This is a genomic window from Seonamhaeicola algicola (assembly GCF_007997385.1).
Classification (GTDB): Bacteria; Bacteroidota; Bacteroidia; order Flavobacteriales; family Flavobacteriaceae; genus Seonamhaeicola; species Seonamhaeicola algicola.
Window position 1 is genome coordinate 265,530 of sequence record NZ_VOSC01000005.1, and the last position, 23,112, is coordinate 288,641.

The 23,112-nt window shown below is 32.8% G+C and carries 21 protein-coding genes; 19 read left to right on the forward strand and 2 right to left on the reverse strand.

Going from position 1 to position 23,112, the window contains the following annotated elements; all coding sequences use genetic code 11:
• Positions 1-47: 47 nt before the first annotated feature.
• The 3 genes from menD to FUA26_RS01170 all read left to right on the forward strand — a co-directional run bounded on the left by menD (position 48) and on the right by FUA26_RS01170 (position 3,272).
• Positions 48-1,805 carry a 2-succinyl-5-enolpyruvyl-6-hydroxy-3-cyclohexene-1-carboxylate synthase gene (gene menD, locus FUA26_RS01160; protein WP_147130638.1) on the forward strand — a complete coding sequence of 586 codons (1,758 nt, stop codon included), beginning with the start codon at positions 48-50 and terminating at the stop codon, positions 1,803-1,805.
• A gap of 96 nt (positions 1,806-1,901) precedes the next feature.
• A complete protein-coding gene (locus FUA26_RS01165) occupies positions 1,902-2,243 on the forward strand; it encodes a DUF2853 family protein (RefSeq protein WP_147130640.1) in 342 nt (113 codons plus the stop codon).
• Positions 2,244-2,432: 189 nt separating this feature from the next.
• A complete protein-coding gene (locus tag FUA26_RS01170) occupies positions 2,433-3,272 on the forward strand; it encodes a CvfB family protein (protein WP_147130642.1) in 840 nt (279 codons plus the stop codon).
• Here FUA26_RS01170 and FUA26_RS01175 read toward each other — a convergent pair.
• Both FUA26_RS01175 and FUA26_RS01180 read right to left on the reverse strand, forming a co-directional pair.
• A complete protein-coding gene (locus tag FUA26_RS01175; RefSeq protein ID WP_147130644.1) occupies positions 3,269-3,676 on the reverse strand; it encodes a hypothetical protein in 408 nt (135 codons plus the stop codon). The genes FUA26_RS01170 and FUA26_RS01175 overlap by 4 nt on opposite strands.
• A gap of 59 nt (positions 3,677-3,735) precedes the next feature.
• Entirely contained in the window at positions 3,736-4,908 is a 1,173-nt protein-coding gene (locus FUA26_RS01180; protein WP_147130646.1) for an HYR domain-containing protein, read from the reverse strand.
• 121 nt (positions 4,909-5,029) lie between these two features.
• Between FUA26_RS01180 and mnmE the strand changes: the two genes are divergently transcribed.
• The 16 genes from mnmE (at position 5,030) to FUA26_RS01255 (ending at position 23,112) form a co-directional block, all read left to right on the forward strand.
• Positions 5,030-6,454, forward strand: a complete 1,425-nt coding sequence (gene mnmE / locus FUA26_RS01185) for a tRNA uridine-5-carboxymethylaminomethyl(34) synthesis GTPase MnmE (RefSeq protein ID WP_147130648.1) — start codon at positions 5,030-5,032, stop codon at positions 6,452-6,454.
• 162 nt (positions 6,455-6,616) lie between these two features.
• The gene (locus FUA26_RS01190) at positions 6,617-7,036 is read left to right on the forward strand and encodes a helix-turn-helix domain-containing protein (RefSeq protein ID WP_223878836.1); all 420 of its coding nucleotides are present in this window, start codon (positions 6,617-6,619) and stop codon (positions 7,034-7,036) included.
• Positions 7,037-7,043: 7 nt separating this feature from the next.
• Positions 7,044-8,138, forward strand: coding sequence for a site-specific integrase (locus tag FUA26_RS01195; RefSeq protein WP_106688403.1), 1,095 nt, complete (start codon positions 7,044-7,046; stop codon positions 8,136-8,138).
• Positions 8,138-9,085: a DUF6617 family protein gene (locus tag FUA26_RS01200; RefSeq protein ID WP_105473072.1), complete on the forward strand. Its 948-nt coding sequence runs from the start codon at positions 8,138-8,140 to the stop codon at positions 9,083-9,085. The genes FUA26_RS01195 and FUA26_RS01200 overlap by 1 nt, the downstream gene beginning before the upstream one ends.
• Before the next feature lie 160 nt (positions 9,086-9,245).
• Positions 9,246-9,545: a helix-turn-helix domain-containing protein gene (locus FUA26_RS01205; protein ID WP_036122936.1), complete on the forward strand. Its 300-nt coding sequence runs from the start codon at positions 9,246-9,248 to the stop codon at positions 9,543-9,545.
• Positions 9,546-9,610: 65 nt separating this feature from the next.
• Positions 9,611-9,838, forward strand: coding sequence for a helix-turn-helix domain-containing protein (locus FUA26_RS01210; protein ID WP_246109046.1), 228 nt, complete (start codon positions 9,611-9,613; stop codon positions 9,836-9,838).
• A complete protein-coding gene (locus FUA26_RS01215) occupies positions 9,825-10,733 on the forward strand; it encodes a BT4734/BF3469 family protein (protein ID WP_147130649.1) in 909 nt (302 codons plus the stop codon). The genes FUA26_RS01210 and FUA26_RS01215 overlap by 14 nt, the downstream gene beginning before the upstream one ends.
• Positions 10,730-12,481, forward strand: coding sequence for a DUF3987 domain-containing protein (locus FUA26_RS01220; RefSeq protein ID WP_147130650.1), 1,752 nt, complete (start codon positions 10,730-10,732; stop codon positions 12,479-12,481). Before FUA26_RS01215 ends, FUA26_RS01220 begins: the two co-directional genes overlap by 4 nt.
• Positions 12,482-12,637: 156 nt before the next feature.
• A complete protein-coding gene (locus tag FUA26_RS01225; protein ID WP_106688406.1) occupies positions 12,638-12,958 on the forward strand; it encodes a helix-turn-helix domain-containing protein in 321 nt (106 codons plus the stop codon).
• The gene (locus FUA26_RS01230; RefSeq protein WP_106688407.1) at positions 12,955-13,503 is read left to right on the forward strand and encodes a hypothetical protein; all 549 of its coding nucleotides are present in this window, start codon (positions 12,955-12,957) and stop codon (positions 13,501-13,503) included. Before FUA26_RS01225 ends, FUA26_RS01230 begins: the two co-directional genes overlap by 4 nt.
• 18 nt (positions 13,504-13,521) lie before the next feature.
• On the forward strand, positions 13,522-13,650 hold the full coding sequence (locus FUA26_RS15830) for a hypothetical protein (RefSeq protein WP_255457248.1): 129 nt from the start codon (positions 13,522-13,524) through the stop codon (positions 13,648-13,650).
• 124 nt (positions 13,651-13,774) lie between these two features.
• On the forward strand, positions 13,775-14,842 hold the full coding sequence (locus FUA26_RS01235) for a hypothetical protein (protein WP_106688408.1): 1,068 nt from the start codon (positions 13,775-13,777) through the stop codon (positions 14,840-14,842).
• 37 nt (positions 14,843-14,879) lie between these two features.
• A complete protein-coding gene (locus tag FUA26_RS01240) occupies positions 14,880-16,991 on the forward strand; it encodes a Piwi domain-containing protein (RefSeq protein ID WP_147130652.1) in 2,112 nt (703 codons plus the stop codon).
• A gap of 63 nt (positions 16,992-17,054) precedes the next feature.
• Positions 17,055-17,450: a hypothetical protein gene (locus FUA26_RS01245; protein ID WP_223878838.1), complete on the forward strand. Its 396-nt coding sequence runs from the start codon at positions 17,055-17,057 to the stop codon at positions 17,448-17,450.
• A gap of 117 nt (positions 17,451-17,567) precedes the next feature.
• Positions 17,568-21,902, forward strand: a complete 4,335-nt coding sequence (locus FUA26_RS01250) for a CusA/CzcA family heavy metal efflux RND transporter (protein ID WP_147130654.1) — start codon at positions 17,568-17,570, stop codon at positions 21,900-21,902.
• 4 nt (positions 21,903-21,906) lie between these two features.
• The gene (locus FUA26_RS01255) at positions 21,907-23,112 is read left to right on the forward strand and encodes an efflux RND transporter periplasmic adaptor subunit (RefSeq protein ID WP_147130656.1); all 1,206 of its coding nucleotides are present in this window, start codon (positions 21,907-21,909) and stop codon (positions 23,110-23,112) included.

Here is a 23,112-nt window from a genome sequence, read left to right on the forward strand (position 1 = left end):
AAAGTTTTCACACTATTTTGTAATTTTGTATTACATTTTATTATTCTATGATGTATCCTAAAATTCCGTTAGCACAAACCGTTATTCAACTTTGTAAAGCTAAAGGTATCAAACATATAGTTTTATCTCCGGGTAGCCGTAATGCGCCATTAACCATTGGGTTTTCAAATAATAACTTTTTTAAATGCTACAGTATTGTAGATGAGCGTTGTGCCGCTTTTTTTGCGCTTGGTATAGCACAAAAGTTGCAAGAACCTACAGCGGTGGTTTGTACATCGGGTAGTGCGTTATTAAATTATTATCCGGCAGTTGCTGAGGCGTTTTATAGCCATATTCCGTTAGTGGTAATATCGGCAGACCGTCCTAAACACTTAATTGGTATAGGTGATGGACAAACCATTAATCAGCCTCATGTTTTTGAAAATCATATTCATTATTCAGCTAATTTAAAGCAAGATTTAAATGAAAATGAAACAAATAACGAAACTGAAGATTTACCAATTTTTAAAAATATAGAACATAAAATTGAAACATTATTGGGTTTAAAGCAGTCTATTCAAACTTATAATGAAACCGAAATTAACAAAGCCATTAACGTTTCAATAGAAAAAAAAGGACCTGTACATATAAATGTGCCTTTTAATGAGCCTTTGTATGATCGTGTTGAAAGCTTAACGGTTAACCCAGAGGTTGTAGCGCCTAAAATTAAAAATGATACGGTTAGTGCTGATGTGTTAAATACCTGTGTTGAAGATTGGAATAACGCAAAGCGAAAAATGATTTTAGTGGGTGTAAACAACCCCAATGAAATAGAACAGCAATGGCTTAATGTGTTAGCAAATGATGCCAGTGTTTTGGTGTTTACTGAAACTACATCAAACATTCACAATACTGCGTTTTTTCCGAGTATAGATCAAATAATTGCGCCTTTAAATGCAGATGATTTCAATGAGCTTCAACCAGATATATTACTCACTTTTGGCGGCTTAATAGTGTCAAAAAAAATAAAAGCTTTTTTACGTACATACAAACCTAAACAACATTGGCATATTGGCAATACAAGAGCCAACAACACATTTTTTTGTTTAAATAAAATAATTGAAACTACACCAAATACATTTTTTAACGCATTTTTACCCAGAACACATGTTGTAGAAAGTAATTATAAAACGTATTGGCAAAACATTAAAACGCATAGACTTTTAAAACACAAAGAGTATTTAAAAAGCATTCCATTTTCAGATTTTACTGCTTTTAACATCATATTGCAAGCTATACCAAATCATTCTGTTTTACAATTAAGTAATAGCTCAACCATACGTTATGCGCAATTGTTCACATTAAATAATACCTTAGAAGTGTATTGTAATCGTGGTACAAGTGGTATTGATGGTAGTACAGCTACAGCCATAGGTTTTGCATCAGTAACAAGTAAACAAACTACACTCATTACAGGCGATTTAAGCTTTTTTTATGATAGCAACGCGCTTTGGAATAACTATATACCAACTAATTTTAGAATTATTGTAATAAATAACCAAGGTGGCGGTATTTTCAGGATTTTACCAGGCCATAAAAACACTGAAAATTTTGATACATATTTTGAAACCACACACCATTTAAATGCAAAACATTTATGTGCTATGTACGGTTTTAATTATGAAAAAGCCCATGATGATGCATCATTAAAAAGCGCTTTAAAAACATTTTTTAATGATGATAGCACCCCAAAATTATTAGAAATATTCACGCCTAAAAATACTAATGACGAAATTTTGCTACATTATTTTAAGTTTATAAAGTAAAAATGTGACTTATTTTTTACATCTGTGTCTAAAAATTGTATCTTTAAAAAAGTTATCAATTAAAATATTTACTAACACTTAAACATTAAATTTATCATGAGTAAACGTGACGAACTTATTGCAAAATATGAAGCAGATTTAAAAGAAAAATGTGGAGTTGATGCAGACATGGACTTATTAACTAAAGTAACTATTGGTTGTGGGCCATCAATTTACAATGCCGATGCTTCAACCGTTTCAGGTTCAGACCAAAAAGAATTAGACACCGTAAAAAACAACTTCTTAATAAAAAAATTAGGTTTAAGTGAATCTGATGATTTAGATGGCGCCATTGCAAGTGTAATTGAGCAATACGGAAAATCAAACAGAACAAAGTACAGAGCTGTAGTTTATTATCTATTAACTAAGCATTTTAATAAAGAAGCTATTTACTCATAAATAGAAATTCTTATAAAATATATTAAGCGTTGCAAATAGTAGCGCTTTTTTTATGCGGTAAACTTAAAACACGTATTTGGGCGTTACCCCTATGAAAAATAGGGGTCAGGCTTTCCGCGTTACACGGTAACTTGCTTCAATCCTTAACGCAAAGCACAATTTGTTAGTTTATATTACTACCTTTGCCGCATTATGCAATTAGGAAAAATAAATACCTTAGAAATACTACGCGAAACAGACCACGGCGTCTATTTAGTAGATGAAGAAAATAACGAAGTTTTACTACCAAACCGTTATGTGCCAAGTACATTTAAAATTTGGGATAAAATTGATGTTTTTGTGTATTTAGATAATGAAGAAAGACTTGTAGCCACAACCGATGTGCCTTATATAACTTTAGGCAATTTTGCTTTAGTACGCTGTAGCCAAGTAAATAATTTTGGTGCGTTTTTAGATTGGGGTTTGGTAAAAGAACTCTTTTGCCCTTTTAAAGAGCAAGCTTTTAAAATGAAACCAGGCGGTTGGTATTTGGTATATTGCTATTTAGATGAAAAAACTGAAAGATTAGTAGCCTCTAGTAAAACTAACAGGTTTTTAAGCAATAAAAATTTAACAGTAAATCAATTTGATGAAGTTGATGTTATTGTTTCGCACCCATCAGATATCGGTTGGAATGTTATTGTAAATAAAAAACATACGGGCTTAATTTTTAAGGACACTATTTTTACTGATGTAAATGTAGGTGATACTTTTAAGGCTATTGTTAAAAAAATAAGACCCGGCAATAAGCTAGATATTGTTTTAGGGCAAATAGGTTACAGAAATATTGAGCCCAATGCTAAACGTGTTTTAGAAATGTTAGAAGATAATAGCGGCTTTTTAAATTTAACTGATAAATCAGACCCAGAACACATAAAAGAGGCGTTGCAAATGAGTAAAAAAAGCTTTAAAAAAGCTATAGGAACTTTGTATAAACAACGCCAAATAGATATTAAAACTGATGGTATTTATTTGGTGAAACAAGGTTAGTTATTATCAATACACGTTTCAACCCAATTAACTGCTAAATTTAAATCGGTAAAATTTTCTTTATTGAATTTAAAAAAGCGCTTTTCTAATTCAAAAAGCTTATTGTTTATTGCGTTGTAAATTACAGTTGCATAAGCCTCTAAATTAGTAAATTCTTTCATAAATAAAGGAGCATCATACAAATCAATGGCATATGAGTTTACTCTATTGCTAATAAAACCAAAAGGTTTGTTGCCATAAAATTCTTTAACCAGTGTTGTTGCGTCATTAAAACTTTCAAAATTAACAACAACGCCTTCATTAAATTCAGCTACTAAAAAATTTTCAAAAAAATACAAACTACCTATAGGTATTGTTTTTTCTGCTATTATTTTTTTTTCTAAAAATGATTTTTTTACAAGCATATTGCATATATAAAAATGGGGCGCAAATATACTCTATTTTAATGTTCTAAAAGAATAAATTATTGGTCTTCTAATTTCCATGTTCTAACCCAATCATATGACGTTGTTCTTTCTTCGGCAGTTCCATTCATTCCACCACCATTTGGCACAGGGTTCCAATCATAAGTTTCAACAACCATTTTCATATACATTGGTAAATCAAAGTTTGAAGGAGGTGTTACAGTACCAACTTTAATTCCATCTAAAAACAATTCTACTTCAGTTGGACTTTTCCACCAACCAGCATATACATGAAATTCATCATACACTTTTGATGAAGTATCTTCAGAGTTTCCATTTGAACCTGTTGGTGTTTCAGTGCAATCTGCATTTCTACTGTGTGTGTTAGAGTGCATACTGTTATCAAAGCTTTGAGCCCAAGCAGCATCAGTTGTTATTTCTCCAACACATTCTTGTATATCAAACTCAGTTACACGTCTTTCACAACCGCTACCTTCGTTTCGCTTGTTTATTAACCAAAAAGTTGAAGACATAAATGTTTTGCTGGCTTTCATACGGCATTCAAAATAATGCCCAGGTCCAATTGATGTTAATGATGTAATGTAAGAACCAGCATGAGTAAATTCTTTTCCGTTAACAGTTTCTGGTTCTGGTAAAATATCGGCAGTTAATTTAAGATATCCATTTTCAACAGAAACTGTATTTTTTTTGAAAAGCCCAGGAGGTCTTCCAATCCATTGATTTGGATCGGTATTTTTCCATTTAGTTTCATCTAAATTTGTTGAGTTAAACTCATCAGACATAGCATCAACCTTAACCCATTTTTTTCCGTTAGGTGTATAATTCGTTTCAACAAAAAATGGCATATTTTCAGAGGGTGTATTTTGAGAAACAACAACATCAAAACTACAAGTACTAGTGTTTCCGGCAGCATCTTTAACTTCAAAAGTATTGGTGGTAGTTCCTAAAGGAAATAATTCACCCGATGCAATACCGCTAATTTGTGTTGTTATAGCCCCATCATTATCATCTGTACCAACAGGCGTTGTGTATGTTACTGTGGTTTCAGTAGTAAAATTATCAACAGATATAGTTATTGTTTCCGGGCAGTTAATTGTTGGCTTAACAGTATCGGCAGTTGGCGTGTTGTTATCATCATTACTGCTACTACAATTTGTAATTAATAAACCGGCAGTTAAACAGCTTATAAATATCAGCTTTTGTTTAATCATTGTATAGTTGTTTAGTTTAGTATTACAAATTTTAAGTTTATTATATATTTTTAATACTTCAAATGGACATATCAATAAAACAAATGTGCTAAAGCACTAAATAATATTATACTTTTGCAGCATGATTAATAATGATACTATTGTAGCTTTGGCAACACCCTCAGGAGCAGGTGCCATTGCGGTTATACGGTTGTCTGGTGAAAATGCTATAACTATTGCCCAAAAACAATTTAAATCAGTTTCTGGCAAACAATTAACTAAACAACCAACACATACTATACACTTAGGGCATATAGTTGATGACACTAGAACTTTAGATGAAGTTTTGGTGTCTGTTTTTAAAAACCCCAATTCATATACAGGAGAAAATGTAGTAGAAATTTCATGTCATGGTTCTAATTACATTCAACAAGAAATAATACAACTGTTTTTAAGAAATGGTTGCCGAATGGCTACTGCTGGCGAATTTACACTGCGTGCTTTTTTAAATGGGAAATTAGATTTAAGTCAAGCAGAAGCAGTGGCCGATTTAATAGCTAGTGATAATGAAGCCTCGCACCAAATTGCTATGCAACAAATGCGAGGTGGTTTTTCTAGTGAAATTGCCAAATTACGTGAAGAGTTATTAAATTTTGCCTCTTTAATTGAATTAGAGCTTGATTTTGCTGAAGAAGATGTTGAGTTTGCCGATAGAACCCAATTTAAAGATTTAACTGCCCGTATTTTATCGGTTTTAAAGCGATTAATAGATTCTTTTGCTGTAGGGAATGTTATTAAAAATGGAATACCTGTAGCTATTGTTGGCGAACCAAATGTTGGCAAATCTACCTTGTTAAATGCACTTTTAAATGAAGAACGCGCTATAGTAAGTGACATTGCAGGTACTACGCGCGATACTATTGAAGACGAAATTTCTATTGGTGGTATTGGTTTTAGGTTTATTGATACAGCGGGTATTAGAGACACCAAAGATGTGGTTGAAAGTATTGGAATTAAAAAAACGTTTGAAAAAATAGAACAAGCGCAAGTTGTTATTTATCTTTTTGAAGCTGATGTGTTTGTGAGTGATACCAAAAAGTCAAAATTACTGAACATTGAAATAGAGAAAATTAAAAACAAGTATCCGCAAAAACCATTGCTAATTATTGCAAATAAATCTGATAAACTCTCTGATGTACAATTTTCAGAATTAAATAAAGCACTTATACATATTTCTAAAACAGGAAAGAAAACTCAAGCTCAAATGTTATCGGCTAAAACAAATCACGGTGTAGAGCAACTAAAAAATACACTTTTAAGTTTTGTAAATACAGGTGCTTTAAAAAATAATGATACCATTGTTACAAATACAAGACATTATGATTCTTTACTGAAGGCTTTAGAAGAGGTACAAAAGGTAAAATATGGCCTTGAAACAGGCTTATCTGGCGATTTGCTAGCTATAGACATCCGTCAGGCTTTATATTACTTTGGTGAAATTACTGGAGAAATATCTAATGATGATTTGTTAGGAAATATTTTTGCTAATTTTTGTATCGGGAAGTAACTTACTTTCTTTTATTTGTTAATCCCTTGTTATTGTTGATTTTATAGTGTTTTATCTTCTTTTATTTGTTGCTTATTTACTCTTTTTTGATTAAATTTGTTGTATATCTGTTGCCTTAAATATGGATTTGTTGCCCAAATCTGTTGGCAAAATAAAGGCGAAATGATGCACCATAACGCACCACGTTGCACCATTACGCTACATAAAGCACCATTTATGAGCAGTAATTTATTCATTCCTAAAACTTGTAAGCATTGCGGTAATGCCTTCACAGCACGTACAACAGTTACTAAATACTGTGGCGATACTTGTGCAAAAAGAGCCTATAAGGCACGCAAACGTCAAGAAAAAATCCAAGCTACTCTTACTAAAGATATGCAACAGCAAAAACAAGTTGTTGAAGTTCACAATCCTAATGCTGTAAATAACAAAGATTTTTTAAGCGTAACAGAAGCCTCACAACTTATTGGCGTGAGTAGATGGACCATTCAAAGAATGATTCAACAAGGACGTTTAAAAGTAGTTCCTTTTGGTAGAAAGCGTATTGTGGCAAGATGGCAAATAGAAAACCTCTTTAATTAATTCCATTATGAAAGTAACATTAAGACAACGCAAGAAGAACTACAAAATAAGTCTGTATTTAGATTACTATCATAAAGGCAAACGTAAAACAGAATACTTACGCTTATACCTTACACCTAATCCTAAAACCAAAACTGAAAGAGAAGTTAATAAGAAAACCAAACAATTGGCTGAAACTATATGTGCACAGCGACAAATAGAAATTCAAAATGGTATTTATGGTTTTCAAGATATTGAAAAGCTAAAAGGCAGTTTTATTACTTACATCACAGCTTTAGCAGAAAAGAAAAATACAAGCTCTGGCAATTATGGTAATTGGAATAGTATGCTAAAACATTTAAAAAAGTTTTGTCCAACTGATGTTAGTTTTCAAGATATAGACAAATCATTTGTTGAGCGTTTCAAAGAGTATTTAGATAAAGATGCAATAGGTAGAGCAGGTAAGCAATTGTCTCAAAATTCAAAATATTCATATTTCGGGAAATTTTCAGCAGCATTAAAACAGGCTGTAAAGGATGGTATATTAAAAGTAAATCCTGCAAATGGTGTTGAATACTTTAAACAAGGCGAACCTCAACGAGAATTTTTAACGCTTGATGAATTACAAAAGGCAGTTAATACAGAATGTGAACTACCTATTTTAAAAAATGCTTTTATTTTTTCAGCTTTAACCGGATTACGTTGGTCAGATATTGAAAAACTAATATGGTCAGAAATCCAGCACTCTAAAGAAATGGGATATTATATCCGATTTAGACAAAAGAAAACTAAAGGTGTAGAAACCTTACCAATATCAGACCAAGCAAGAAATCTATTAGGAGAAAAAGGTAATCCAGATGATAAAGTGTTTGATGGCTTACATTATAGTGCCTGGTCTAACTTAAAGCTACAACAATGGATGATGAAAGCAGGTATTACTAAAAATATAACCTTCCATTGCGCGCGCCATACCTACGCTACCTTACAATTAACATTGGGTACAGACATATATACAGTATCAAAATTATTAGGTCATAAAGAGTTACGCACTACACAGATATATGCTAAAGTAATTGACGATAAAAAGAAAGAAGCTGCTAACCGTATTCAACTGGATTTATAATGAAAGGAAGTGTATTTTCAAGTTTGGTTTCTATAACCAATGGCTTACATAGAGATAATAGACAAAAAAAGGATTTTAAATACCTACTGTCTGATTTTAAATTGAATCCAAAAGCCAATAATGCAGTTTTTAAAGTAAACTTTAAAAAGCCTTTAAATGCGAAAAAAGAATACTACCAAAAGCTAATCTTTATTGAAACAGAAAATACAGTAGCATCATTTTCAAAAGAATTTCCCGTAAATGCAACTACACCGGAAAATAAATATAGCTATACTATTCTACTTAATAAATTTGATAAGTACTTAAATGACATTGCAACTTATATCAATAAGAGAGGAATAACAGCAGATTTAAATAATGATGATAATTATATCATAAACTACTTAAAAGTGTCTGCTATAAGATTGTATGCTGAACTACAAGAGCAATACGGTCAGTTTTCAGAAAACACAACATTTTCTATTTCAGAAATTGCAGAAAAATACTTTAATGATGAAACTTTTGATGTTAATGTGATAGAAAAGAGCACCACTAAAAAAGTTGCTACCAAAAAAACATCAAAAACGAAAGCAAAACCAAAGACTTCTTTCGGATATAAAAGTAATGACACTTCAACTTTGCTAACTGTGCTCAAACTGGTAAATCTAAAAATAGATTTGTTAGATAACCGTACAACTGTAGAACAGTTGCACGAACTCTTATTAGCAAAAGATTTCACAAATACAGAATCGCAAATTTATCTTCAATGCGAGACGACACAGTTTAGTTACCTTGTAACAAAACTTAAACCATTTTTTATTTATTTCAATCCTACGGCAATAGAACGTTCTGGAAAATTTGTTACCAAAACAGGTACGCTATTAAAGGCTAATAATCTTCACAAAAACAAAGTTCATAACCCAAAAGAAAAGGAAGAAATAGATAAAATTATCCAACAACTGCAATAAAAAACAGTAAGAATAGTAAGAAACCTTACTGTTGTCTTACCCTTGTTTTACACTCTTACTAAAATCGAGAAGCCAATTTTGAACCTTTGTCCTGTTCTTGAAAACCAAGAATGACATTTGGCCAGATGTCCATTTACTATAAACTAAAATTTTATTAGTTATGGACGAAATATTAGAACGTCTCAAAATTATTGAACAGCACGTTTTAGACAGAAACATTATTGTAAAAAACGTATTGAGCTTCAACGAAGCGTGTAAGTTTTTGGAATTATCACAATCCCATTTATACAAACTTACAAGTACAGGAACCATTCCACATTATAAACCGAATGGAAAGAAAATTTATTTTAACAGAGTCGAATTAGAAGAATGGTTATTAAGTAACCGTGTTGATTCACAAGATGAAATCGAACAGCAAGCTGCCGATTACCTAATTAAGAAAGGAGCGGTGAAGTTATGACTGAAATAATCGATTTAATCTTGGCACTCTCGCAAGATATCAAGGACTTAAAAGCACGTATCGAATTGTTGCGACAATCGAGAGCAGAAGTATTAAAGGATACGTGGATAGACAATCAAGATGTATTGCAGACTTTACATATTAGTAAGCGTACGTTGCAAACTTTAAGAACCAATGGCACTTTGCCTTACAGCAAAGTAAAAGGTAAATTTTACTATAGAGTTGCTGACATAGAGCAATTGCTTCAAGATAACTACTACAACCATAATTTCAAGCAAGATGGAAATAAGTAGAGAAGCAATTTTAGACAAAACACATTATGGCTTAAAGATTTATGCCTATGTGTTAAGACAGTATTATCCTGATACAACAGTCCTTTCCGTAAAAGGAAGGGACTGCGGGATAACTCGTAACCCATTTAATGGTGGAAAAGAAACTTTACGGATTCATATTGATGGAGTGATTGCAACCCATAGAGATACCGAACTAAAAACCTTTAACGGTGATGTATTTGAATTTGCCAAATATCATTTTAAAACTATTGATGAAGCTGATTTATTGCAGAAAATAAATGAAGCAGTACATCTGAATTTAGAAATCAAAGAAAATGACGAGTTAGAATGGTTAAACGAACCAGACGATACCTGGTATGCTTACTGTAGCTTTTTCAAAGCACCTGTTCGTAATGTATTTCCTGCGGAAACATTGCGACTGCATCAAATATTTGCATTAATCACAAGTGATAAATACAAAAGGATTACTGAAGAATTAAGAGCAATTACCAATGTAAAAGAAGCACGTAAATTCAAAGCAAATCGCTTTGATTACGTAACACTTTCAGGAACATTTGAAAAACGAAGTGATAACAATTTGCTAAAGCATTCTAATCTATTAACGATTGATTTTGACCATTTAGAGAATTTACAAGAGTTAAGAACACAACTCTTAAATGATGAATATTTTGAAACCGAAATGCTATTCATATCACCATCTGGTGATGGTTTAAAATGGATTATTAGAATAGATGTTTCAGAAGTATCACATTCAGAATATTTCACAGCAGTAGCAAATTACATTAAACACAATTATAACATTGAGGTTGACCAGTCAGGTAAAGACGTTTCCAGAGCGTGTTTTTTACCATATGACCCAACAGCCTTTCTACATAAAAGACATCAAGCATTATGACAAAAATATTTAACCCAAAAGATTGGTTAGAAGTTCCTAAAGAGCAACCTCAACCAAAAAGCAACACGGCAACAACTAATGTTGTTGCTGTTGCTGATAACGACATTGAATCCTACATTTCAGCAATCGAGCAATCAGGTTTGGACATAACAGGAAACTATGCAACTTGGAGAGATTTAGGTTTTGCTTTAGCTGAAGAATATGGAGAAACAGGAAGAGATTATTTCCACCGAATAAGCAAAAACTATGCGGGCTATGATTCAAAAGAATGTGATGAACAATTCAACAAATGCTTAAATGCAAAAGGACACGGAATTACTATTGCTACCTTTTACCATAACGCACATCAATCAGGTATCAAACCGACCAAACAACAGTACAACAACGAAGTTGCAACAAACGTTGCAACTATTGTTGATACACCCAACCAAGCAATGCCAACAATACCGGATGAGGTATTTAATACCTTACCGCAGTTTTTACAACAAGTTGTAAATCCAGCGAGCAGTCAAGAGGAAAAGGACATTTTGTTGTTAGGAGCTTTAACGGCTTTTAGTGCCTGCTTTCCTAAACTCTTTGGTATCTACGACCAACGTAAGGTGTTTGCTAATTTATATCTTTTTGTAACTGCACCTGCATCTGCAGGTAAAGGCAGGCTTAATCAAATTAAAAATTTGGTAGAACCTGTTCACAAGTTAAAACGTGAGCAAGCCAAAGTTCTAAAGCAACAATTTAATACAGAAATGGCAACTTATAATATGAACAAGGGTAAAGATGAAAACTTGGAAAAACCAAGTAAACCACCAGAAAGAATGCTGTTTATTCCTGCCAACAATAGTGTAACAGGCGTATATCAATTAATTTCTGATAATAAAGGCAGAGGGTTAATTTTTGAAACCGAAGGCGATACGTTAGCACAAGCCTTTAAAAGCGATTATGGTAATTATTCCGATGGTTTTCGTAAAGCCTTTCATCACGAAACTATAAGCTATTATCGCAGAACAGATAGAGAATATGTAGATATTGAGAAACCGTGTTTGTCAACAGTATTATCAGGCACACCTAAACAAGTGGCAACCTTAATACCCAACGCAGAAAATGGTTTGTTTAGTCGTTTTATGTTTTACTATATGAATATAAAACCAACTTGGAAAAACGTGTTTCAAAATAGCAATAAAGTAGGTTTAGATGATTACTATAACCAATTAGGTAGTGAGTTTTTAGAATTGTACAAAACGCTAAAAAACAATCCAGAGATTGAAATACGATTAACCACAACTCAACAACAGCAATTCAATACCTTTTTTGAATCCTTACAGACCAAATACATCAACCTACAACCTGAAGAGTACATCGCAACAATAAGGCGATTAGGCTTAATTGCGTTTAGGATAATGATGCTATTCACAGCATTCCGAATTATGGAAGATGGTGATGTAAATGCAACTAAAGAATGTGAGGATGTAGATTTTGAAAACGCATTAACCATAATTTCAATTTTAGTAAAACACAGTAGTAAAGTATTTAACGGCTTACCAATAGAGAAAAAAGTAACAAAACGTTTAAATAGAAAAGAACGCTTTTTAGAAAGTTTACCAAAGCAATTTATCAGGCAAGATTATTTAGATTTAGCCGCAAAACAGAGCATCCCACATAAAACCGCAGAAGGCTATATTACCAAATTTGTAGAAGCAGGTTTAATACATAGAGAAGCGCACAACAACTATTCAAATCCTGCAAAGACATAGTTAAGGATTTTGAGGATTTAAGGATAAAATTGATAGGGCTTCCTTAAATCCTTAACTTCCTCATTACCTTGTTGATAACTGTTAATATCTTTTTCTTACTTCTTTCTTTCCTTTTCTTAAATTAGACAAAATTTGACAAGTCTAAATAATTCTATTATGGAGTTTGGAGAGTATATACGCTCATTGCGTGAAAAACGCAATTTGCTATTAAGAGAAATGGCTGCAAACCTAAATATGGACGTTGCTTATTTAAGTAAAATAGAACGAGGAAATCGTATGGCAAGACGCGAACAAGTAGTCGCATTTGCCAAAACATTAAAAGAAGACGAGAACGAATTAATTAAGCTATGGATGTCGGAACAAATTGTACTAATGCTAAAAAATGAAAAAGAGCGTACGGAAATCCTCAAAATAGCTGAAGAAAAAATTAGTAAGATTGATGAATTAAGTTTACTGAACATAGATGTAACATTTTGAAAAAAACTAAAAAACAAATAAAGGCTTGGGATGACTATCGACTATCATTACTGTTAGAGAAGAGTAAAAGTGATGACCATTTCGAGAAATACATTACAATAATTGCGTCTGGCGCTTTAGGTCTTACTATTACATTTATAGACAAAATAAGTCCTTTAGAAAACGCTATTTGTATTTGGATTATTTCTATTGGTTGGTTTCTGTTAACTACAACATTATTTATCAATTTATTATCGCACTATATAGCAAGTAAAAATAATACTAAAGCAGTTCAAGATATTGATGATGAAAAAGAATATGATGAGATAGTTAGTGGCATAAATTCGAGAAATAAAAAAATGAACAGATTAAATTTAGCTTCAATTTACACTTTGGCTATAGGTCTATTCTGCATATTAATATATACATCAATAAACGCATACAATGGCAAAAAAAATCACATCACAACAGAAACCCAAGACGAATACAAAACAAAATCCTGCACAAAATCGGCAGAATCAAAAAGGCAGAACGACACCATTACCAACATCTCAATTAAGCAATAAGCCTAAAAAGAAATAATTATGAAAGACAAGGACAAAAATTTACCAAAATCAAACCCTAATACAATATGGGATAATGTAGGAGCTGGTAGAACAACTACAAAGCCACCTACTTTTTTAAAACCAAAAGACTCAAAACCTAAAAAATAGACGCTATGGCAAAACAGAAAAATTCAAGTAAATCGAAAAATGTCAAAATTGATTTAGGAAGAACTACCACTAAACCATCTAATTCGCTTAAACCAAAAGATAGCAAACCTAAAAAGTAGTTATTATGGAATCGCTATCTCGCTATAAAAAAATAATCAAATGGGTGTTTTGGTTAACGTTAGCATTAATTGTATTTCTTACTTTTCAAGCTATATATGAAACAGATAATTGGAAACTCTTTGATGTAGATTTCAATACAAGAGACCATATAATATCTGCCTATGGCTCATTAATTGGTGGAATATTAGCTTTCCTGTCAATTCTTTTTGTGCTTTATCAAGTTTATGAACAGAGAGAGCAAATAATTATAGAAAGGCAAGATGCTGCTAACGATAAACAGCAAGATTTAAAAGACCGCTTGTTATTATTAACTAATTATCTGAAAACTTTAGAAAAGGACATTGTTAAGCACGGTGAAAGAATGGCGGTTTTTTATAAGTCAGAAAAAGATAAACCTTCAGCAATGAATACGATGTATTTCAATACTAATAAGAATTTTGAAAGAGTTATCGAAATGGATATTTTATCTAATTTCAAGGTTTTTCAAGCATTTTTTAGTGAAGATGCAGAAGATTGGCAAAAGCAATTCGTTAACCTTTATGAAATATCAGATTTTTACAATGAAGCGTTTAAAGATTTAAAGAAAAAATATACGTTTCATATTGAAGATAAGGTGTCAAAACAAAAACAAATTGCTGCTGATATGATGGAACTACTAAACGCTAACGCAAGATTGGTAGATGATTATAGAATAAAATTTGGTCCACAAGATTATTTATCACATCCTTGGTCAAGTCTAATTAACGAGTATAATCCGGCACATTATGGTTATTTACAGGAAATCCAAGATGCTGGTGAAGTCCCAGATTTTAGACATATTTCAGATAATCTTTTATTACCATTTATTAAAAATGCAATGGATATTAGAAGAGATGTAGGTTATGATGATTTAGGAAGTCGCGATATAATAGAATTAGCTTCTACAATAAGAAAGAAAATTTGGGATGTTGAGGTTTATAGTTTACAATACGCAGGTGATATTGAAAAACAATTTAATAATTATTTCAGTCCTGATAATGATAGTATAAATGAGCTTAAAGAAATAAAAGCAAAAATTGACGCTAAACTTTAATATATAAGAACATTTTATGTAGAAAATTATAATACCAATGCAAGAACACCTCAAAACGAACATACTTAACTTTAAATGGCCTAATAGTGCGCCTACCATTTATTTAACTATAGAAGATATTGAAGGTAGTCATCCTATACATAAATCTAAATTTTCAAGGCAGATTAAAGAGGTGTTTCCAGATGCAGACTTATCTAACACAGACCAAATATTTACAACATTTACAACAGAAGTACCAGATGCATCAAGTATTAAACTCAATTTAGTAGATGGTAGAGAATTAAGAATATATAAGCAATACCTTAAACACCAATTAAGAAACTATTTTAAAGCAAAAGACTATGTAGTTGTAAAAAACTTTGTTGGTGATGTGCAAGTGTGGATGCCTTCTCTTAAAGGGAATACAGAACATTATAATTTATATTACAAGTTTTCATTTAAAATACAATTTGCAAAATTAACCGACTTACCAGAACTTATTGTATCGTATGATGGCACATCAAAAGTCCTTACAACGTCGGTTAAGGATATAGAGGATTCAGAGTTAATAAGGCGTTGTGTATATGGTCAAAAAACGTTCAATTACCAAATGGACCTCGACACAGAGGAAAAACAAGAATTTTACAATGCTATTCAGTTTGACCAAGCATTCCCAATTTTTAGTTTACCATTAGCACGAGCATTAGATATACCTATTGAAGAACCAGTAAGACCAGCCAACAAATACCAAAAGTATATAGCACTTATTTCCAAATTTGCAGAAAAATATTTGTTTACAGAAGAATTTAAAGCCTTATTTCCTTTTAAGGAAGATGCTTTTATAGATGTTCCTGGTAACCGAATAAACCATATAAATCCTAACTTGGGTTTATTAGAGTTTGGTAAAGACCAATATGGTAATAAGAAAACCCATCTTGTGCCTAAAAAGGCAATGAATATCCTAAATCCTTACAGACGGCCAAACAATCAAAATATCAAGATTTTTTTCATTTGCCATACCTCACATAAAGATTCTGTGTTGTCTTTCTATCAAAATCTAAAAGAAGGTGTAAATACCGCAAAAAACTATTATAAAGGATTGGAAGCCTATGTAAATATCAAGGCTACAGCTTCAAAAGAACACTTTATTGAATTCACAAATGAAAACGACCCAATTCCAGAAATCGTTCAAAAACTCGAAAGTTTAACGTTTGACCACGACAATATAAAGTATGCAGCATTTTACATCAGTCCTTTCGATAAATTTACACCACATCCAGACGATAGGGAAATTTACATCCACATTAAAGAATTGTTTTTAAATGAAGGCATTGTAACCCAAGTAGTGGATTACGAAAAAATGATTGTAAACATCCAAGACCAATACAATTTTCAGTTTTCATTACAAAATATGGCATTAGCTATTCACGCCAAATTAGGCGGAGCACCTTGGAAGCTGGCAGTAACCGATAAGAAAGAATTGGTTATAGGTGTAGGAGCATTTACCAATCAAGGCGAAAACAGAAGGTATATAGCAAGTGCTTTTAGTTTTCAAAATAATGGATTATTCAGAAATTTTGAATACTTCAACCAAAACGAAACAGAACTATTAGCAGGCAGCATATTAAAGGCAATTAGAGATTTTACGTCCGTAAGTCAAGCAGATAAAGTAGTCATTCATTTTTATAAAGAAATGAGCTATGAAGAACTAAAACCAATTATTGATGGGATGAACAAACTAAAATTAGGAGTGCCTTTATATATTTTGAATATCAATAAAACCGAAGCAGAAGACATGATTGCTTACGATGTAAATTGGGGAGATAAATTAATGCCCGTAAGTGGTACATACATTCGTATAGGTTTAAATAAATTTTTACTTTTCAATAATGCACGCTATCCAAACGACCGTTTTTATTCTGATACAGACGGTTATCCATTTCCAATAAAGATAAAAATAAGCAGTCCAGATGAAGATGCTTTTGAAGATGCAGACGTGGTTTTAGAGTTATTAACACAGGTATATCAATTTAGCAGATTGTATTGGAAATCACTTCGACAACAAAATGTACCTATTACCATAAAATACCCAGAAATGGTAGCACAAATAGCACCACGATTTAATAATGGTGTTCCAGACGATGCTAAAGATGCTCTATGGTTTTTGTAATTTACCAATCAATTTATTTGCAACACCATTGCATTCAATAATTTGTATATTTGTATAAATTATATGAAAATATTTGTTTCCATATCAATGTCTATTTTATTCTTTTTTCAAGGGATAAGCATAGATATGGACTTTTGTGGTCCAATTAAAGAAATTTCAAATGTAATTACCCATTATCAAGACCATAAAATTTATGGAGACTCTTTCCTTGATTATGTAGTTGAAGACTACATTGACGGCGATTCTAAAAATGGAGAGCATCATCATAACCCAGATAAGGAGAATACACCAGTCCATTCCCATAATCAATGTTGTCACCCTTTAGTGTTAATTATAGCTAACAATAATTTGGCTTTAACCAATCGACTAAAGTTTGAAAAGAAAAAACAATATAATTTACATAAAGTAAACTTCACTTCCAGATATTTGGAATCACTTTTCCAGCCACCTAAAGTATAATTCAGTTTTTTAAAGGATAGCTATATCCTTACGCAATGCTTTTTAACAAAAGCATTGCTTCGCTTTTATTTTGCGCGAAGCGCAAAATGATATGTTTAACTGAATTAAAATTTTACTATGATTAATAAAATCATTGATTTTTCAATCAATAACAAATTCATTATTGGTTTGCTTACGCTTACCATAATTGGAGCAGGTATTTGGAGTATGACCAAAGTGCCAATCGATGCTGTTCCAGACATTACCAATAACCAAGTACAGGTTATTACACAAGCACCTAATTTAGGTACAGAAGATATTGAACAATTTGTAACCTACCCTGTGGAAGTTGCAATGAGCAACCTGCCTGATGTAAAGGAAATTAGGTCAATCTCTCGTTTTGGCTTATCGGTTGTTACCATCGTATTCGACGATGATATGGGAACCTATCTACCTCGTCAATTAGTAGCCGAAAAACTAAACGAAGTCAAAGAACAAATTCCAGCTGGTTTTGGAGAACCTACTATGGGACCTATTTCCACAGGATTAGGGGAAATTTATCAATACACCTTAAAAGTAGCACCAGAGTATAAAGACAAATACGACATTGCAGATTTACGCTCAATGCAGGATTGGATTGTACAACGTCAAATGGCAATGGTAGAAGGTGTGGTTGAGGTTAACGCCATAGGCGGTAAAATTAAACAATACGAAGTCGCGTTTGACCCAAACGATTTAAACGCAATTGGATTGACCATTACAGATGTCTTTAATGCACTTGAAGCCAATAATCAAAATACAGGTGGTGCATATATTGAAAAGAACCATCAGGCTAATTTTATTCGTGGAGAAGGCTTGGTACGGAGTTTAGAAGACATTAAAAAAATTACGGTAAAAACCGTTAATAATATTCCTGTAACTATTAATGATATTGCAACTGTGCAATTCGGTTCTGCCATACGTTACGGTGCATTAACCCAAGATGGTGAAGGTGAAGTTGTAGGTGGATTGGTGATGATGCTAAAAGGTGCAAATTCCAATGATGTTATTGCCAATGTAAAAGAGCGAATGACTCAAATTGAAAAGTCATTACCTGAAGGTGTAATTATTGAACCCTTATTAGACCGAAGTAAATTAATTGGAGAAACAACTTCTACTGTAACCACAAATCTTATTGAAGGTGCATTGATAGTTATTTTTGTGCTTATCTTCTTATTGGGTAATTGGCGAGGTGGTTTAATCGTTGCTTCAACAATACCATTATCCTTATTATTCGCTTTTATTTTAATGAACGTGTTCGATGTTTGGGTAAACTTAATGAGTTTGGGAGCAATAGATTTCGGTATTATAGTTGATGGCGCTGTAATTATTGTAGAAAGTACAGTATTTCTCATTGCATCACAAGTACTAAAAAAGAAACAGCTTACATCCAAAGAGCGAGATAAAGTGGCGTCTAATGCTTCAAAAAAGATGATGAACGCTGCGTTTTTCGGTCAGTTGATTATCCTTATCGTTTTTCTACCCATTTTAGCCTTACAAGGTATTGAAGGAAAGATGTTTAAACCAATGGCATTGACCTTTATTTTTGCTATGATTGGTGCAATGGTACTGTGTTTAACCTATGTGCCAATGATGTCTGCTTTAGTGTTAAGAGCACCAAAAAATGATAAAAAATCTTATGGAGATAGATTTGTACATTGGGTTGAAGACAAATATCAACCTATATTGGTTAGAGCCTTGCGAAAAGGTAAATGGGTAATTGGTATTGCAGTTGTGTTGTTTGGGATAACCGTTTTTATGTTTTCAAGAATGGGTGGTGAATTTATCCCGCAACTCGATGAAGGTGATATTGCATTTCACGCTATTTTAAAACCAGGTAGTTCCCTTACTGAAACCATTGAAACTACCACTAAAATAGAGCAAATAGTAAAAGCAAAATTTCCAGAAGTAGAAAAAATTGTTAGTCGTATTGGTGTTGCCGAAGTGCCTACAGACCCAATGCCGATGGATTTTGCGGATATTTTTGTAATCCTAAAACCTAAAAGCGAATGGACAACAGTGTCTTCAAAAGATGAACTCATTGAAGAAATAAAAGAGGCAGTCGAAATTATTCCTGGCGTTAATTATGAGTTTACCCAACCTATTGAAATGCGTTTTAACGAGTTGCTTGAAGGTATTAGAGAAGATATTGCTGTTAAACTTTATGGCGAAGATATAAACATCCTCGCTCAAAAAGCAGAGGAAATATCAAAAATTATTGCAGGTACTGAAGGTATAGGTGATATGCGAGCAGAAGCTACGAAAGGATTGCCACAAATGACCATTACTTACAATAGAAATAAATTGGCACAATACGGACTTCAAATAAACACGTTAAATCAAATTGTGCAATCAGCTTTTGCAGGAGGAGTAGCAGGTACTATATTTGAAGGAGAAAAGCGATTTGATTTGGTGGTTAGGTTAAGTTCTCATAATCGTAAAGACATAACAGATGTGCAAAATTTGTTTATCAACTTACCTTCTGGTGCACAGATTCCACTTCGCGAAGTAGCTGATGTAAGTTACAAAGCAGGACCAATGCAAATAAGTAGAGACAATACCAACAGAAGAACCTATGTAGGTATCAATGTCAGAGGTCGAGATGTAAAATCGTTGGTAACTGAAATAAAATCAAAATTAGATGCACAATTGGAACTACCATCGGGTTATTTTATTCGCTATGGTGGTGCATTTGAAAATCTGGAACGTGCCAGCAACCGATTACAAACCGTTGTTCCTATCGCCTTATTACTCATATTTATACTAATATACTTTGCATTAAAATCACTACCTCAAACCTTAATGATTTATATAGCCATCCCAATGGCAACTATTGGTGGTGTAGTAGCCTTATGGTTGCGTGATATGCCATTTAGTATTTCGGCAGGTGTTGGTTTTATTGTGTTGTTTGGTGTTGCGGTATTAAATGGATTGGTAATGATAAGCGGACTCAACGAATTAAAAGAAGAAGGTGTAACCAATTTAAAGGATAGAATAGTTGAAGGTACTAAACGAAGAATCAGACCTATTATGCTAACTGCTTTTACAGATGTATTAGGCTTTCTACCAATGGCTATTTCATCATCAGCTGGTGCAGAAGTACAGCGTCCTTTGGCAACTGTAGTTATTGGTGGATTATTAACTTCAACTTTGCTTACCTTATTTGTTTTACCAATTTTATATCATTGGGTAGAAAACAAATCTTTTACGTTTAAGCCAAATAAAAAGTTAGTAACAGCAACAGCAGTTGTATTATTACTATTTGGCTTTTCACCACAAAGTAATGCACAAGAGTTGAATGATACAATTCCCGAAATTTCATTACAGGAAGCTGTTAAACTCGCAAAAAGTAATTATCCATTATTGAAGCAAAAGCAGTTGGAAATTACAAAACAAGAACAATTAAAAGCGACTGCCTATGATTTCGGAACGACTCAAATTTTTACAGGTGGAGAAGAAGTTAATAGTGGCAATGGTATTTATACAACCATAGGTATTGGTCAATCTAATATTGATGTGTTTGGTATTGGTTCAAAAAGGAAGTTACAAGAACAACGCATTCAGTTAGCACAAAAAGCCTTTCAACTTTCCGAATTGGAACTGGAATTGGAAGTAAAAAAAGCGTGGTCTAAATGCTATCAAATGAAACGGAACTATAACTTGTATAAAGAACTGGATTCCATTTATTCCAAATTTGAACAAGCAGTAGCTTTAAATTATGAAGTCGAAGCCATTTCTAAATTAGAATATTCAGCAGCAAAAAATCAAGCGTTTCAAATTCAGAATAAAAAAGCGCAAGCCTATAGTAATTATCTTATTGCCTTACAACAATTCAATTTGTGGTTGGTATCAGAAGAAGTTTTTACAGTTTCAGATGAGTTTGACGTAGTGATGGAGAATGATATGGAAACGTTCAGTATTGAAAATCATCCATTGTACAGTATGTCGCAGAACATTGTAGATGAAGCAGAAGCCAAATATAAAGCTGCAAAGGCAGATAATTTACCGAAGTTCAATCTTCAAGGTGGCTTACAGCGTGTCAATGGCAATTCAGGATTTTACACCTATCAAGCAGGAATTTCAATTCCGTTTTTATCAGGTTCTAACAAAGCACAAGTTAGAAGTGCCAGAATTGATAAAGAAATAGCAGAAACCAACGTAGCGTTCAAAAAACAGGAAGTACAATCAAGGTTTGTTCAGGCTAAAGAAAATTATTTCAAATGGAAAACGTCTTGGGAGTTTTACAAAGACCAAGTTTTACCATTAACAAAAGAGCAAAAAACAGGTGCATTACTGGCATATAGAGAAGGCGAAATTGATTATACTGCATTTACGCAGTTGATAAAAGAAGCAATTCAATCGGAACTTGAAGCACAGACTGCATTAGTAAACTATTTAGAAAGCACATTTCAATTACAATATTTTAATCAATAAGACAATGAAAAATAAAATATATAAAATTCTTACCGTAATGGTGTTAACCATTTTTGTTTCAGCTTGCGGAAATAAAGAAAATCATAACGAGAATGATGGCCATTCCCACGATGAGGAAGAAAAAACAGAAGTTAATGAAGAACATAATGAAAGCGAAGAAGTAATGCTATCACAACAGCAATTCGATGCTTTAAAAATGAAAATAGATACGTTGGCATTACGTAATATGAGCGGCTATGTAGAAGCAAACGGAACGTTAGAAGTACCACCACAAAACGAAGCAGCTATTACTACTGTTGTTGGTGCAAATGTCGTTTCAATTGAAGTGATTGAAGGTGATAAGGTTAATAAAGGTCAAGTAGTGGCTTATCTATCGCACCCAAATATCATACAAGCGCAAACGGATTATTTAAACGCTTATAGCAATAGCGAGCTTGCAAAGAAAAATTATGAACGTCAACAAAAATTATACGATGCTGGTGTTGGTTCTGGTGCTAATTTCCAGAAAGCAGAAGCAGAATATCAAGCATCAAAAGCAATGGTTAATGGTTTAGAAGCGCAATTAAGAATACTCAACGTTAACACTACATCAGTTCGCAATGGCACAATTGCACAGCGCATAGCATTGCGAAGTCCAATAGAAGGCTTTGTGCAAAAAGTTGAAGTAAAAACAGGTCAATATGTAGAGCCACAAACCGAATTATTTGAAATTGTAAATACGCATCACGTTCACGCCGATTTTATGGTCTTTGAAAAAGATGTCCATAAAGTACAGAAGGGTCAAAGAGTAAACTTTACGGTACAATCTATACCAGATACAGAACTTACCGCAGAAATCTATTCCGTGAGTAAAACGTTTGAAGACAGCCCGAAAGCAGTTCACGTTCACGCAGAAATAGAAAACAAAAAAGGTAATTTAATTCCTGGTATGTATATTCAAGGTAAAATTCAAGTAGATAATACCCAAACAAAAGCTTTACCAGAAAGTGCAATTATAAAAGAAGGCGAAAGATATTATGTGTTTTCAGTAGAAAAAGAAAATGACGATTGGAGCTTTAAACCTATCGAAGTTGTGTTAGGTACTAAAGATGGTGATTGGGTATCGGTTCAATTTATTGAAGATATAGAAAGTAACACACAATTTGCCTATAACAATGCTTATTACCTTAACGCAGAAATGAAAAAAGGAGAAGCAGAACACGAACATTAA